Source organism: Myroides sp. WP-1 (genome assembly GCF_014145635.1).
GTDB lineage: Bacteria > Bacteroidota > Bacteroidia > Flavobacteriales > Flavobacteriaceae > Flavobacterium.
Genome location: NZ_JACHTC010000002.1, coordinates 296,579 through 310,243 on the forward strand (window position 1 = coordinate 296,579; position 13,665 = coordinate 310,243).

The window sequence follows — 13,665 nt, forward strand, 5'->3', positions numbered from 1 at the left end:
TAATGATATAAACATCAACGCAGCGAATAAAGAGGAGAGTAGTGGGAATTTGATCCCTGTATTGTCAATTGGTCTTGGAGTGAAATTGTCGAATCAAACGAAACAGTTCTGTTAGTATAAACGGTGGTTTGTTTCGTGATAAATTTGCGTATAGTGGTGTTTTTTATCAATATTTAATGTTTATAATTTGTTATTTTGCTTTAAAATAATGGTTATTTTGTAAAAATATGTTTTTGTTAGGTGTTTATTTTGTTAAATTTGCCCTCGATAAAATGACAAATTGTAAAAAACAATTGCATATGAAATTAAAATACTACGTATTGGCAGCTTTGCTGTCTAGTGTATGGGTAAATGCACAAGTTAATGTGGATTTAAAACATACTATCGAACAGGTTCTCTTAGAACCTCTAACGGGAAATGTATTGGTAGAGGATAAAGAAAATATCTCTGCCATCGATGCCGAAAACCATAAGGTGGTTTGGAGTATTGCAAAAAAGGACTATAGCAGTACTACTACTTTGCAAAGCATAGATAAGATTAATTCGAAGCTATCTGCTAATGATTTCATAGGTGCTTTTTCCAAAAATGAAGAACTATCATTAATTCCCAATTCTCCTTTTGCCTTAGTGAATTTAGAAAATAATGATTTAATCATTAATGCTGCAACTGGAAAAGTCGTATTTAATTCTGCAGATGCAGGTTACCGTATTTTAGAAACCTATTATATGCTAGCCGAAAATGCTTTATTAGTTTTAGGTGTGAAAGGAGATCAAATCGAGTTTGTTAACTTTGATTTAAGTACAAAAAACATTAAATGGTCTAACCCTCTAGGAACAGTAGATAGTTTAGGAAAAACTCTAGGTGGATTGTTTAAAGTAAAACGCGTAGCAGAAGATAAGATTGTATCGGTAGGATCTACCATTATGGTTACGGTGAAAGGTGTTTTATACAATATTGATAAAAATACAGGAAATGTAAACTGGAATACATCTTACGCAATTACTAATTTCTTCATCAATCAAAGTAAAGACAAAGTAGTAGTAATTACAGATGAATCTAGTTTGTTTTCATCTAAATACGCCTTGAATGTATTAAACTTATCGAATGGAGATAAATTGTGGAAAGACAATATTACAACGAAAAATATCTCTTATTTAGAAGATCATCAAGATAAAATTTTAGTTGCTCATACCACTGGATTCAACTTTTTCAGCTATAAAGATGGCAAAAAAGTGTGGAAGAAAGATGCGAAAGGAAAAAACATCAAACGTGTAATTCCAGTAGAACAAGACTATCTGTATATTGCAGATAACGAGATGAACTTGGTAAACAGTAATGGAGAAAATAAATGGAAGAAATTTGTAGAAATTGCAGATGATGAGAAGGACGAAGTTTACTATTTAGACAAGGTTGGTAGTGATCGCGTTTTTTATTTAACAGATACGTACGGAAACATGGTTGATTATGTTTCAGGTAAGAAAATTTGGAAAAAGAATGTGAAGTTTGATAAGAAAAGACCTTTGGTTTATTCGGTAACAGGAGATAAGTTTTTAGTATATAACAACAAGCGTATTTACACTTTTGATGCAAACTCTACGGACGATCCGAAACCAAAAGGTAAAGTTGAAGTGAACAACGATAAAACAATTAAGAGTATTGAAGCTTTTGATTGGGGAGTGTGCTTAGTTGGAGAGAATGATGTAATTGGATTGGATTACGAAGGAAATCAATTATACCACAATACCTATAAAGAACCAGGAGAAGGACAACGTAGGCTGTTGAAATCGGCAGGAATTGTAGGTGGAGCTTTGTTGCAAACAGGACAAGGAGCTAATGCTGCTATGGCCAATGCTACTGTTACAATGACGTATAGAGATGCAAATGGACAACTGAAATCTGAAACTGGAAGTTTATTGACCGAAGCTGCACAGAATCGCGCCAACAGAAATGCAGATGCTTTTGGTGGAGCTGCGGATGCGTTAGATAAAAACCTAACAGCTAAAGTGAAAAATCGCTTTAATGCAATGAAGCAAAATGATGAATATGCTTTCGTAGCTAATAGAGGTGAAAAAGGGCCTGAATTAGTGAAAGTACGCAAAAAAGACGGACAAGAAGTGGTGAAGATTGAATTAGATGGGAACAAACCGTTGTATGAAATTGACCCAGTAACGGAAAATCTTTACTACGCAAGTGGTACTACGCTTAAAATTTATACGAAGTAATTCGTTTATAATAAACAGTTATATCAAGGTGTTCCAATCGGAACACCTTTTTTTGTTTCTTTTTTAGAAGTAACGTGAGCTAAAGGTTTTTCTCTTTTTAGTGATTTTTACCTATGAAATAAAAAACACAAGAAAAGTTCATAAAAATGAGTGTTAGCGCACTTTTTAAAGTATATTGCTGGGAGAAATAAAAGAAATTGGTTTCATGAGTATAGTATCTTCCAAACGAATTGCTTTTTGGCGAAGTGTTCTGTGGTATGAACTGTTGTTTGTAGCTTTGGCTTTTGTACAAGCATCCATTGCTATGCGTCCTTTTAAGGATCAACCTTCAAGTAGTTTGTCATACGATTTTTATACCGATGCATTTTTTGCCTCTCTGATTGTCAGTGTGGGCTACATACTTTTTTTGTTTCTTGTATTGCGAATTAAACCTTGGCTTTTGCAACTAGTAAGCCACCTCATACTCGTTAGTTTGCTTTGGTTTTGGATTGATTGGGGAATTTTTGAAGATCGAGAAGCTGGATGGAGTACGTACACCCTTGAAGAATCATTTTACGCAATGGTGAATCATAGCCTTTGGGTCATTCTTATTGGATGTAGTTTATTTTTGTTTGGGAGTCAATGGATATGCAAACAAAACCAATCAAAAGGTAAATCCCTTAGTTAAATTTCCTATAGAAATACTACCTTTGTTTTAAATCAGCTCATATGAAAAAACTATTGACACTCACACTTGTATGTTTGTTCGCACTAGCGTGTAAACAAAATACAGAACAAGATACAACAACTACCGAAGTATCAACGAAAGAACATGCTGCAAAAGCATTTGAAAAAACAGAAACACTACAAAAAATTAGTAGTGAATTACTCGTTCCTATGGAAATTGTTGATCCTACATCAACAGTAGTTACGACGAAGTATGGATTGGAATTTGGAGGTAATTGCTATGCGTGTGATGTTGTCAATATTTTAATTGACGGAGAAATGATTACTGTAATGAATGCTTGCGACCTCAATAGTCAGTTGTCTTATGCCATTGAAGCCGTAGAAGAAAAAGGAGCGCAAATTAGCATTCGAACTAAATCTCATACGTTTGTATTTGAACAAGTAGAAGATTATCCTGTTTATAGTCTGAAAGTAATCGGTGAGGAAATAGATGAATCGCTATTTAGAGAAGCTTCTTTTTATACGTTACGCAGTTTGTTAGAAACATTTGAGGTACATGATTGTGGAGATTTTGAAGGATAATTGTTCCAATTGATATAACATTAAAAAAGCCCCTAGTACACTGTTCTAGGGGCTTTTTTTATATTTTTTGCGCGTCACTAGATTGACTTGTAAAAGATCGCATATCCTTGTACTAGAAAATCCATGTCAACCACCAGCTAATTACCTAAATTAGGATTGCTTTGTACTTCTTTTAAAGGGATAGGCAATTGATAGAGTGGACTGCCAAATAAGAGGAATGGATTATCAGAGAGAGCGGCTAGATCCTCTGAATTGCGTTCTAGTGTTTTACCCAAGCGTTTTAAGTCAAAGTAGCGGTGTCCTTCAAAAGCCAATTCTTTAAAGCGCTCAACTAATAATTGTTCTTCTCTGAGTAAAGTAGTGGTAGCGATTCCTGTTCTCGCTTCTTCTAATGCGTGAATATCGGCTAGCGCTTGATCTTGTGATCCCGAATTGAAAAGTGCCTCTGCGCGAATAAGATACAATTCGGCAGTTCGAAATACAGGCAAATCGCTAATTCTATTTTCATTGTTTTCTCCAGCGTATTTGGCAATTTGATTGTTTTGCTCTTCTCCAAAGAATAGAATGGATCGAATGTCGTTTACTTCGTAGGATTGAATTAATTTATTCGAAGCATAAAATAAGTTCTTCCCAGTATTGAAGTTGTACCATAACGTATTTGGACGAAGCTCATCATCGTTATTTCTAGCAAGCTTAAAGATACTTTCAGCCGTTTGATTTTGTTGCCATAAAGCAGTGTATTGCTCTTTTGTAGCTAAAGGATAGCGATCAATTACTTTACTGGCATAGGTAATCGCTCGGTTGTAATCTTGCTGATACAGTGCCACGCGAGCTGCAAGGGCTTGTGTTGCTGCAAGTGAAAAACGCGTAGGACCATCCGTATTGTTCAACTGTTTTTCCGCAACGTGTATATCATCCCATAACAAAAAGTAAAAATCTTCCCTAGGCGTTTTTCCTGGCTTTTTGTATAAATCAGTATCAACAACATAAGGAACCGTTGACGCTTGTGTTTTTTGACTATCTGAATCTCCAAAAACACGATGAAGTTCAAAGTGGATTAATGCGCGTAATCCGTGTAACTCACCTTGTAGTGCGTACATCTTTTCTTTATCGACTGTCGTTTCTTGGGGAACTCGATGCTGATTCTCCAGTAAATCATTGATTTTGTATAGCGTATGATAGTAATCTTTCCAAGTTTCGTGCAACAATTCATCATCAGAACTGTACGTCCATCGATTGAGCTGAACAGCATAACCATCAACTCCGGTATTCTCACTGCTCAATTTACACTCATCAGCCATCACAGCTCCCAATAAGACAGAGTATTCTAAATGTAAACTGTTGTAAACCCCAACCACTCCGTATTCAAAGTATCGCACCGATTTGTAAAGCTGATCAGAATCGACATTCTCCTTAGGGTCAATGTCTAACATGCGATCACAACTCGTCAAGTAAAAGACTGAACAAAGAGCGAAAAGAAGCCCTAGTATGGTATATCTTATTTTAATCATGGTATGTATCTTTTAGAAAATTACTTTTAAACCTGCCGTAATAGTACGCGGGAGTGGATATTCATATTGGTACCAGTTGTTGTCGTCTTCAGGATCTTGTCCTTTCCATTTGGTCCAAGTAACGAGGTTAGATCCTTGGGCGAATACATTCACCTCTTTGACGAATTTACTGGCTCTACCCAAGTTGGTCATTTTATAGTTGATCGTTACATTTCTCAATTTTAGATAATCCGCTTTTTGCAATTCGCGATCGGTTAAATATCTCGTGTAACTTGGGTGTGGATTGCTACTTTCATCTCCTGGTTTCTGCCACATGTCCAACATACTGGTCGATTGGTTGTAGATGCGATAATTCGGATCTGCGGCGGTGCGATAAAATTCACCTGTATTGAGACGATACATTCCTTTGATAAAAGAAAACAACGCACTTACTTCTAAATTTTTATAGCGGAAGTTTGTTGTGATTCCCCCTTTCCAAGAAGGGTCAAAACTACCTTTGACAAGAACCGCATCTTCGGGATTATATTCATCAGTAATACGACCTTCTTTATCCAAATACTGTGGAGCTCCAGTTTGTGTATTTACCCCTGCCCAACGTACCATGTAAAAATGTCCTAATGACTTTCCTACTTGATGAATAGAATAATCCTCTGTTACGATGTCGTCTTCATCACCCAAACGGAGAATTTTATTCTTATTGAAAGCGAGATTTAGTCCCATGTTCCACGTAAAATCTCCCTGACGAATCAGATCACCTGCAATTCTAAACTCCACTCCACGGTTGCGTATTTTACCCAAGTTAGAAGGAAGAGACTCAAAGCCAGAAGTCATAGATAAAGTGCGATCCAAGAATAGATCACTCGTTATGCGGTTGTAGAAATCAATTTCAGTAACTAAGCGATTTTGAAAAAATCCCATCTCAACACCCACATCAAAAATTCGATTCATTTCCCAATTGTAATTGGCATTTCCTGGTGTGATAGGTACTAATCCTGCTTGCCCATTATATTGCCCAGGACCATACAAACGACGATAACCAAAGTCACTGGCAAATCCATTCGCATTACCTGTTAATCCATAACTCATGCGTACTCTTGCGGTAGAGATTACTTCTATATCCTGTAGAAAATCTTCATATTTGGCGTTCCAGTTTCCACCAAGTGCATAGAAGTATTTATATCGGTTGTCGGCGGGTACGCGAGAAGAGCCATCTCTTCTCAAACTACCAGTTACGGTGTATTTATTTTCAAAAGAGTAACGCAGTAAAGCAATTTGAGACAACAAAACATTTTCTGAAGCTCCACCTTCTATTTTGGGAATAAAGTCATTTTCGGGTGTTCCAGGCGTAATGCCAGAAGGAGTTTGATCCAAACCAGAAACCAATCCAAATCCCGTAAAACCATGATAATCGTATTTATATCGGTTAATTTCAACTAGCCCAATTGCTTCAAGTTCATGTCGATCCCATTGAGTTCTGTAGTTGAAACCTATATTGCTCATGGTACTGATCTTATTTTGATCTCCTTGACTGTACATCCCTTGTCCGCCTTCTTCCACTAACGATCCAAAATACGTATCAGGTTTGATAATATGTGTATTGGAATATTTGCTGTAATCAACCCCTAAGGTTGAGGTTAATTTTAATTCATCTGTAATAGCATAAGAGAAATTGCTGGATAGGACTCCTTTTAGGCTAGTTGATTTGCGGTTGACATCTTGATACATAGATAGCGCATTTGTTCCAAATCGATTCACCCCAGGTTGTAGTTTACCTTGCTCATCATAAGGATTTTCATAAGGCAAAGCAAAGTAAAGAGAAGCGACTGGGTTGGTTTCGCTGACGTCAAAATCCGATTCGGACTCTTTACTGTTGCTATGTGCCAAGTTGATGAAAAAATCAGCCTTAAAGCGTTTGCTTTGGTGGTGAATATTGGAATTTATCGTAAATCGTTCTAAATCTGAATTGTATAAAACACCTTCTTGATTTGCATAAGTAAAGGAGGTATAGTGTTGTGTTTTTTCAGATCCACTCGTTAAACTTAACGCGTGGGATTGAATCATACCTTTGCGCAATAATTTCTTGCGCCAATCGATATCTGTTTTTCTCAACTGTTCAAGCTGTTGAGCATCTCGAATATAATCTTCATCCGTTTTGGCTACTTTAACACCTTGCACTGTTTTGTAAGGATTTTGCACAGAATATGCCCAACCAGGTAAATTTGGATCTTGTAAGAGTTCTTCAAATTGCAAACGTTGATTGGTGTTCATCATATCCCATTTGCTGTTGTTGGCTTGAGCAAACCCCAATTGCGTTTGATAGGTAACACGAAGTGGAGATTGAGGCACCCCTTTTTTGGAGGTTATAACAATAACCCCATTGGCTCCTCGTGAGCCATATTGTGCCGTAGCAGCTGCATCTTTTAAAACGGTGATATCTTCGAAGTCTTCTGCAGGCAAAGACGTAAATGTTTCTGGTGAAATGGGCATGCCATTTAAGATATACAATGGGTTTGTATTTTCATCTTGTAAAGAACCAATACCGCGAATCGTAACACGACCTGGGGTACCGGGTTGACCTGAGGGTGAAGCAACGTACAAACCAGGTACTTGCCCTTGTAGAGCTTGATCCATCGAGCTTACTTGCAATTGATTCAATGCTTTAGCTTCAATTTTTCCAATAGCTCCTGTGGTTCTTGACTTGGATTGTTTCGTATAGCCTGTAATTACAATGCCATCCAATACGTTTTCCTCGATGAACAAGTCAATCGTATCGGGAATAGCATCGATAGTAAAGGAGAGAAATTGGTCTTGATACCCCAAATACGATAACCTCAATTGGATCGTTTCTTCTTCTCCTTCAGTCGTTAAATCAAAAGAACCATCCTCTAAGGTAAAGCTATATTCATTTTTGCTGATATTCTCTATCGTTACTCCTGGTAAGGGGAGTAAGGTTTCTGCATCTCGTACTAAAATAGGAATCTTTTTATCATAAGCTTGAGCACTTAATAAAGCAAAATAGCATAATAAAGTAGCTAAAAATCTTTTCGTTTTGCGCATATCCGTTTGTGTTTATTGAGAATACAAACCTAATGGCAGCAGATTAGAAGCACTTTAAATCGAGATCAAGAAGGAATTAAAAAGAGATTAAAAAAAACTAATGTGTCTTTTTAAATTGTTTGGGAATTCGAATTGTAACTGTTGTCCCTTGTTGTAGAATCGAAGTTACGTTTACTGTTCCTTTGTGTAATTCTACAATCTTATAAGCCAAGGATAAACCCAACCCAGTACCTTTAATCCCCAAAGCATTTGAGGATCGGAAGAAGGGCAGAAAAAGTTTGTCCAAATCTTCTGGATGTATGCCAATTCCTTGATCCGCAATGGCAATTATAATAGCAGAATCATCCGTTGTTAGCGTTAGTTGTATTGGTGCTTGGTGCGAAAATTTATGTGCATTGAGAATAATATTCGAAAGCGCTAATTCTAATAAATGTGAATTTCCCGTAAAGTATAAGGCATATAATTCTTCCTGTGTTTCTAGGGCTAGGTTGAGATTTAAATCTTTTTGTTTGGCAATTAAATGATCAATAACAGTCCACCAAAATGTCTCAAAAGGCGTTTCTATAAGCGAATAACGCGCATTGTTCAATTGAGATAAGGTAAGTAGATTATTGATGATTCGATCAATGTGACTTGCATCTCTGACTATGCCCTCCAATACTTCTTGATATTCAGTAGTAGAGCGCGGACTGCGTAAAGCAATTTCTGCATTGCCCATCATCGAAGCGATTGGCGTTTTTAATTCGTGTGATGCATGTGAAACAAAAGACTGTTGATTGTCAAAGGATAGATGAAGACGCAAAAACAAGGTGTTGATGGTGTTGCTTAGCACTTTAATCTCATCATTTGACATGTGTTCCACTGGAATTGGCTGAATGAGTGTTTCCACATCTTTATCTTGAATGTGATTAATCATGCTTTTAATCGGATTCAATAGCGAATTTGAAAAGATACGAGATAGAATAAAAGTTATAATCAAAGCAATGAGTAAACTAAAGAGCATGATACTGCGCAATTGGTGTAAAGCTTTTTCTCCATTTTCATTTGTCGCTTTGGCAACGATAATATAATCTCCAGAATTATCTTCATAAAACACACCAACGATATAGTCTCCATCTTGTTTAAATTGTATTTTTTTTTGGGTATAGATTTGGTTTAATACGTGTTTATCCCATTTCAATTCTTGTTCTGCTATGTAGGTAGGTTCAAAGGAAGAGGTGTAAATGCGTATTTGTTCTTTGGGTAGCGTTCTGGGAAATTTTCGGAGAACTTCTTCATATTCGGCTGCAGTAAAATTGTCTTCTGCTAAATAGTTATGACCGACAGTTATGGCGCGATCTTCCAATTGACGAAAGAAATTATTTTTCCATTGAGAGGCTACTACAAAGTAAATAGAAGTTAAAACACTCAATAGTAAAATAGCAAATAAACCAATAAATTGTAGGGAAAGGCGGGTTCTTATTTTCATTACTCATCTTTTAAAATATACCCCATACCAATCACCGTTTGAATCAAGGGGGTCTCTTGATTTTTATTGATTTTTCTTCTCAGGTAGTTGATGTATACATCAATGAGATTGGTTCCTCGATCAAAGTCAATACCCCAAACTGCTTCTGCAATTTGAGCGCGACTGAGTACGCGATTTTTATTGAGTAAAAAATACTCGAGTAAATGATATTCTTTTTGCGTGAGATTGATTTCTTCCGAATCGCGATAAACTTTCTTTTTGAAACAGTTCATGACCAAATTATCTGCGGTGTATTCAAGGCTAGGCATGGTCATTTTATTACGGCGTGTTAAAGCATTAATACGCAATAAAAGTTCCTCATAATGGAAGGGTTTGGTTAAATAGTCATCTGCTCCCATATTGAATCCTTTAATTTTATCGTGTAAGGTAGATAAGGCAGTGAGCATTAAGACGGGAATATCCGATTTGTACTTTTTAACCTCTTGACAAATATCAAAACCATTGATATTCGGAAGAATTACATCTAATATGATGAGGTCAAACTCGTGTTCCATTGCGAGTTTTAATCCCATATACCCTTCATAAGCTAACGTTACGTGATGTTGACTTTCTTCTAATCCTTTGCGGATAAAATTCGATACAGTTGTTTCATCTTCAACAAGTAAAATATTCATAAGCTAAATTTTAAACAAAAATAAAACTTATAAGTACTTGAAAATTAACATTAAAGAAATTTAATGGTAGGTTAGAAAACAATAAGAGTGATGAAAAAAGAAGATTGAGTATGTTTTTTTGCTAAAATCAAATTGTATATTCGGACAAAAAATATGATTCGATATTCTTATACTATTTTGTATGTAAAACAGGTAGAAACTACCGTTGAATTTTACGAAAAGGCGTTTGGATTTGAACGCAAGTTCTGCACTCCAGAAGGCGATTATGCAGAGTTAATTTCTGGTGAAACAACGATTGCGTTTGCATCAGAAGCACTCGCTACATCCAATTTGTCAAAAGGTTTTATTTCAGCTAGTAAGGAGCGCGTTTTTGGTATAGAACTTGGCTTTGTTGTGGCAAACGTTGAAGAAGCTGTTGCTCAAGTAATAGCAGTAGGAGGAGCGTTGTATGAAGAGAGTCAGGTGAAACCTTGGGGACAAACCGTTGCTTACGTCACCGATTGCAACGGATTCTTGATTGAATTGTGCACAGCAATGGCGTAAAATTAGGCCACAAAATTTCATGCCCAATGTTGAGCGAAAAGAAGAAATTGTGATGGTCGCTCATCACAATTTTTCTCTCTTGTGTTGTATATCAAATTTTGTCCTACTCTTGTTGGTCTTCTTCATTCTTTTTTGAGCTTCCTCCCATGAATAAGAAAATAGCTACAACAAGACCCACACATACTAAGCCAAAGATAATGATCATAAATGTGCCATTAGCAAAATTGTACAGAGGTAAATTCATTAAGTTCATAATACGTGTTTATTAATGTTATTCTGTACTAATTTATGAAAAATAATAATAATATTGAATGATAAATATCAGTATATTATGATGAATAATAAAAAACGCCCCTTTTTTTAAGGGGCGTTGATGTTTTTATAATTTGTCTAGGGTATTGCCTAAAGGAAGATTCATTTTTTTAGTTAGAGAGGAAAGCTCCTTTAAACTGAAGTTCCCTGTGATGAGAACTAAAATCGTTTCTTTCGAAGGATCCACACTATCATTGATCATTACTAGTTCAGAAATATTTTGATTCGTCCCTGTTTTGTCAATGTAAATGACAATTTTAGCGTCATTGTCTTTTTTATTGATCAGTTCTTTTAAGTTTTTAGCCTGTACGTAGTCTTGCACAGTTGTAGTCATTTCTTTTTTTACCTCAGGTGTTTTTGAGTTAAAAACGCGTAGACTACTTAATTTTTTGATGAGATCAAAGTAAAGCTGTTCTTCCGTATTCGTTGCTTCGACCTTAACATTAGCCATCATTTCAAACATCTTTTTGTTTACAACTACATTGTTGATGTTTTTGTTTTTTTCAAACTTTGAAAAAGTGTCTTGACCCAAAGCTTGATTTGCAGTGCAAAGAGCAAAGCAAAAAAGTAAATAAGGTATAATTCGTTTCATGCTATTTTAATTTGTCGTATCGCTGGTATTTACGGCTTTAGAAACCTCTGTCAAAATAGTTTTACACTCTTGGTAAGCTACTTCTGGGTTTGTAAACGTCCCCAAATTGGTTTCTGAGGTTGTACGTGTTGTCTTGAGGTATTGAGTTTGTACAATCAACACAAGTAAACTAATGGCCAATATACCGACAATGAAGTAGGTGAAATTTTTTTTGTTCTTCATTATTCTTGCGAACTAAATTAATATCTAGAGTAAAAATAGGAAATATAATGGAATTATTGTCACTTTTTTAAAAGATAGTGTTAAGGATGTATAAATAAAAAAGAGTCCAATTGGACTCTTTTTTTATTTTTTGAAGTTAGCGTAGAAGTTGTTCGTTAAAATTCCCGCTTTAAAACTGTTGACTTTTTTTCCTTTTTGATAGACATCAACCGTACTTGCTTCATTCATATCTCCTGCATCTCCAATGTAAAAAGTTGTATTGATAACATTAAATCCGTAAAAAGAAGAAGCTTCGTTGAATTTTTCTGTCGGAATACTTAATACTGGTGCTACTTGTACATTCGTGTCACTTGTTCTCCAGTTATAGATGTGATTTGCACTAGTATAGTATAAGTCGTTATTGTCTAAACGCAAGTTCTTTGCATTTGAGTTTCTCGTTGAAAAGAATTCCGTTGCTTTTGAATCTGTATGTGCATCTATTTTGTAGAAATACGATTTGTCAGTTGTTGATGAAATCGCGTAAACGAAATCACCCAATACAGCCATTCCTTTTAATTCACTTTCAATAGCTATTTTTTTAGATACAGCAAAGTCTGCACTCAGTATAGCAATCTCACTCTTTGTCTCTGATATATTTTTCTGAATATATAGTTTTGTATTCCAAGCGATAATTTGTCCAACTTCCGCTCCCATGTCAATCTCGTGAATTAACTTGTTGCTTGAATCATAGATTGCAACATTCTTTGACTCCGCATTCGTTACGTACATTAAATTGTTGGCAAAAGCAATGTAAAGGGGCTGATGTAATCCTTCTTTAATTGATCCTTCGTGTTTAAATGTGTAACGGTCAAAAATTTCAATCGAATTAGACCCTTTCATCACAACATAAGCTTTGTTGTCTTTAAATGCAATACTATGCGCAACATCTCCTAGTATCTTCTCTGGAGTAATAGCAATGTTTTCGTGATATTTATCGAAAGTAAAACTTGCAAATCCTATGGATGCATCATTCAATTGAAAACCTCCTTCATTTAATATGATCAAACCATTATCAAGATTAGGTGCTTGTGGTTTTTCAATAAATGGATCATCTGATGTACTACAAGATGTTGAAAGGATTGATAATGATAGTGCTAGAAATAAAAGTTTTTTCATATTTAGTTGCATAGTATTAGTATTACACGAAAGTGAAAGTTTAATAAAATGTTAATTTTTATCTTTTTCAAAATTAGTTTTTATTCTGAAATAAACAAGAACTAAACGATAAAAATTACGGGAATGCAAGTAATTATCTTGTAAACATCTACTTATAACCTAGCATATGGGTTTAAAGGTCTGAAATGTTAGGTATTGAAATAGAATGTTCAAAAAAAATTTCCTTGTGTTTCTTTGCTTTGATAACGATAAAAACAGGGCTTTCGTATAGCGTATTACCCTCATTTGAGAAGAAAAAAGAATGGAATAATGCTATTTAACAAATATTAACATAGTTCAATTTAAAGTGTAAAAGCCACTTGTGAAAAAAATAATTGTTTGTTTTTTATTTTTTAGTTCGGAATTTAATGAACTAAAAATATGTAAAGTGAATCAAAATTGCAATTTTAGCTTTAAAAAAGTCCGTAAACACGTTGATTGTATTGAATTTCACAATAATCAAATAAACGCAAATGACGCATTTTTAATTTAAAACTAAGTTTTGATTTTGTGTTAAATAGAGTAGAAGAGTGCTTTTTATAACGAATAAGCGCAAGTTATAAGGAATAAAGTGAGTTTTATTCTTAATTTGAGAGAGGTCTTTAAATGGGTGGAAGAAATA

The 13,665-nt window shown here is 35.2% G+C and carries 12 protein-coding genes; 4 read left to right on the forward strand and 8 right to left on the reverse strand.

The window, feature by feature from the left end:
* Nucleotides 1-299: 299 nt before the first annotated feature.
* The 3 genes from H4K33_RS03005 (at nucleotide 300) to H4K33_RS03015 (ending at nucleotide 3,470) form a co-directional block, all read left to right on the forward strand.
* Entirely contained in the window at nucleotides 300-2,222 is a 1,923-nt protein-coding gene (locus H4K33_RS03005; protein ID WP_182647022.1) for a PQQ-binding-like beta-propeller repeat protein, read from the forward strand.
* 205 nt (nucleotides 2,223-2,427) lie between these two features.
* A complete protein-coding gene (locus H4K33_RS03010) occupies nucleotides 2,428-2,889 on the forward strand; it encodes a hypothetical protein (protein ID WP_182647023.1) in 462 nt (153 codons plus the stop codon).
* Nucleotides 2,890-2,930: 41 nt separating this feature from the next.
* On the forward strand, nucleotides 2,931-3,470 hold the full coding sequence (locus tag H4K33_RS03015) for a hypothetical protein (protein ID WP_182647024.1): 540 nt from the start codon (nucleotides 2,931-2,933) through the stop codon (nucleotides 3,468-3,470).
* Nucleotides 3,471-3,607: 137 nt separating this feature from the next.
* Here the strand turns inward: H4K33_RS03015 and H4K33_RS03020 are convergent, their stop codons facing one another.
* The 4 genes from H4K33_RS03020 to H4K33_RS03035 form a co-directional block, all read right to left on the reverse strand.
* Nucleotides 3,608-4,981 (reverse strand): RagB/SusD family nutrient uptake outer membrane protein, encoded by a 1,374-nt coding sequence (locus H4K33_RS03020; RefSeq protein ID WP_182647025.1) that lies wholly within the window; start codon nucleotides 4,979-4,981, stop codon nucleotides 3,608-3,610.
* A gap of 12 nt (nucleotides 4,982-4,993) precedes the next feature.
* Nucleotides 4,994-8,038, reverse strand: a complete 3,045-nt coding sequence (locus tag H4K33_RS03025) for a SusC/RagA family TonB-linked outer membrane protein (RefSeq protein WP_182647026.1) — start codon at nucleotides 8,036-8,038, stop codon at nucleotides 4,994-4,996.
* Between the two features lie 97 nt (nucleotides 8,039-8,135).
* Entirely contained in the window at nucleotides 8,136-9,506 is a 1,371-nt protein-coding gene (locus tag H4K33_RS03030; protein WP_182647027.1) for a HAMP domain-containing sensor histidine kinase, read from the reverse strand.
* The gene (locus H4K33_RS03035; RefSeq protein WP_182647028.1) at nucleotides 9,506-10,180 is read right to left on the reverse strand and encodes a response regulator transcription factor; all 675 of its coding nucleotides are present in this window, start codon (nucleotides 10,178-10,180) and stop codon (nucleotides 9,506-9,508) included. Before H4K33_RS03035 ends, H4K33_RS03030 begins: the two co-directional genes overlap by 1 nt.
* Before the next feature lie 153 nt (nucleotides 10,181-10,333).
* On the opposite strand from H4K33_RS03035, the gene H4K33_RS03040 reads away from it, so the two are divergent.
* Nucleotides 10,334-10,723, forward strand: a complete 390-nt coding sequence (locus H4K33_RS03040; RefSeq protein WP_182647029.1) for a VOC family protein — start codon at nucleotides 10,334-10,336, stop codon at nucleotides 10,721-10,723.
* 103 nt (nucleotides 10,724-10,826) lie between these two features.
* Here the strand turns inward: H4K33_RS03040 and H4K33_RS03045 are convergent, their stop codons facing one another.
* The 4 genes from H4K33_RS03045 to H4K33_RS03060 form a co-directional block, all read right to left on the reverse strand.
* Nucleotides 10,827-10,976: a hypothetical protein gene (locus H4K33_RS03045; protein ID WP_182647030.1), complete on the reverse strand. Its 150-nt coding sequence runs from the start codon at nucleotides 10,974-10,976 to the stop codon at nucleotides 10,827-10,829.
* 126 nt (nucleotides 10,977-11,102) lie between these two features.
* Nucleotides 11,103-11,627 (reverse strand): DUF4252 domain-containing protein, encoded by a 525-nt coding sequence (locus H4K33_RS03050; RefSeq protein WP_182647031.1) that lies wholly within the window; start codon nucleotides 11,625-11,627, stop codon nucleotides 11,103-11,105.
* A gap of 6 nt (nucleotides 11,628-11,633) precedes the next feature.
* Nucleotides 11,634-11,849 carry a hypothetical protein gene (locus tag H4K33_RS03055; RefSeq protein WP_182647032.1) on the reverse strand — a complete coding sequence of 72 codons (216 nt, stop codon included), beginning with the start codon at nucleotides 11,847-11,849 and terminating at the stop codon, nucleotides 11,634-11,636.
* Between the two features lie 123 nt (nucleotides 11,850-11,972).
* A complete protein-coding gene (locus tag H4K33_RS03060) occupies nucleotides 11,973-13,004 on the reverse strand; it encodes a YncE family protein (protein ID WP_255493524.1) in 1,032 nt (343 codons plus the stop codon).
* Nucleotides 13,005-13,665: the final 661 nt, after the last annotated feature.

Bases quoted from the DNA above. Each gene is read 5' to 3' on its own strand.
- H4K33_RS03005 (WP_182647022.1), top strand. From the start codon at position 300: ATGAAATTAAAATACTACGTATTGGCAGCTTTGCTGTCTAGTGTATGG.
- H4K33_RS03055 (WP_182647032.1), bottom strand. From the start codon at position 11,849: ATGAAGAACAAAAAAAATTTCACCTACTTCATTGTCGGTATATTGGCC.
- H4K33_RS03020 (WP_182647025.1), bottom strand. From the start codon at position 4,981: ATGATTAAAATAAGATATACCATACTAGGGCTTCTTTTCGCTCTTTGT.
- H4K33_RS03050 (WP_182647031.1), bottom strand. From the start codon at position 11,627: ATGAAACGAATTATACCTTATTTACTTTTTTGCTTTGCTCTTTGCACT.
- H4K33_RS03040 (WP_182647029.1), top strand. From the start codon at position 10,334: ATGATTCGATATTCTTATACTATTTTGTATGTAAAACAGGTAGAAACT.
- H4K33_RS03025 (WP_182647026.1), bottom strand. From the start codon at position 8,038: ATGCGCAAAACGAAAAGATTTTTAGCTACTTTATTATGCTATTTTGCT.
- H4K33_RS03015 (WP_182647024.1), top strand. From the start codon at position 2,931: ATGAAAAAACTATTGACACTCACACTTGTATGTTTGTTCGCACTAGCG.
- H4K33_RS03035 (WP_182647028.1), bottom strand. From the start codon at position 10,180: ATGAATATTTTACTTGTTGAAGATGAAACAACTGTATCGAATTTTATC.
- H4K33_RS03010 (WP_182647023.1), top strand. From the start codon at position 2,428: ATGAGTATAGTATCTTCCAAACGAATTGCTTTTTGGCGAAGTGTTCTG.
- H4K33_RS03045 (WP_182647030.1), bottom strand. From the start codon at position 10,976: ATGAACTTAATGAATTTACCTCTGTACAATTTTGCTAATGGCACATTT.
- H4K33_RS03030 (WP_182647027.1), bottom strand. From the start codon at position 9,506: ATGAAAATAAGAACCCGCCTTTCCCTACAATTTATTGGTTTATTTGCT.
- H4K33_RS03060 (WP_255493524.1), bottom strand. From the start codon at position 13,004: ATGAAAAAACTTTTATTTCTAGCACTATCATTATCAATCCTTTCAACA.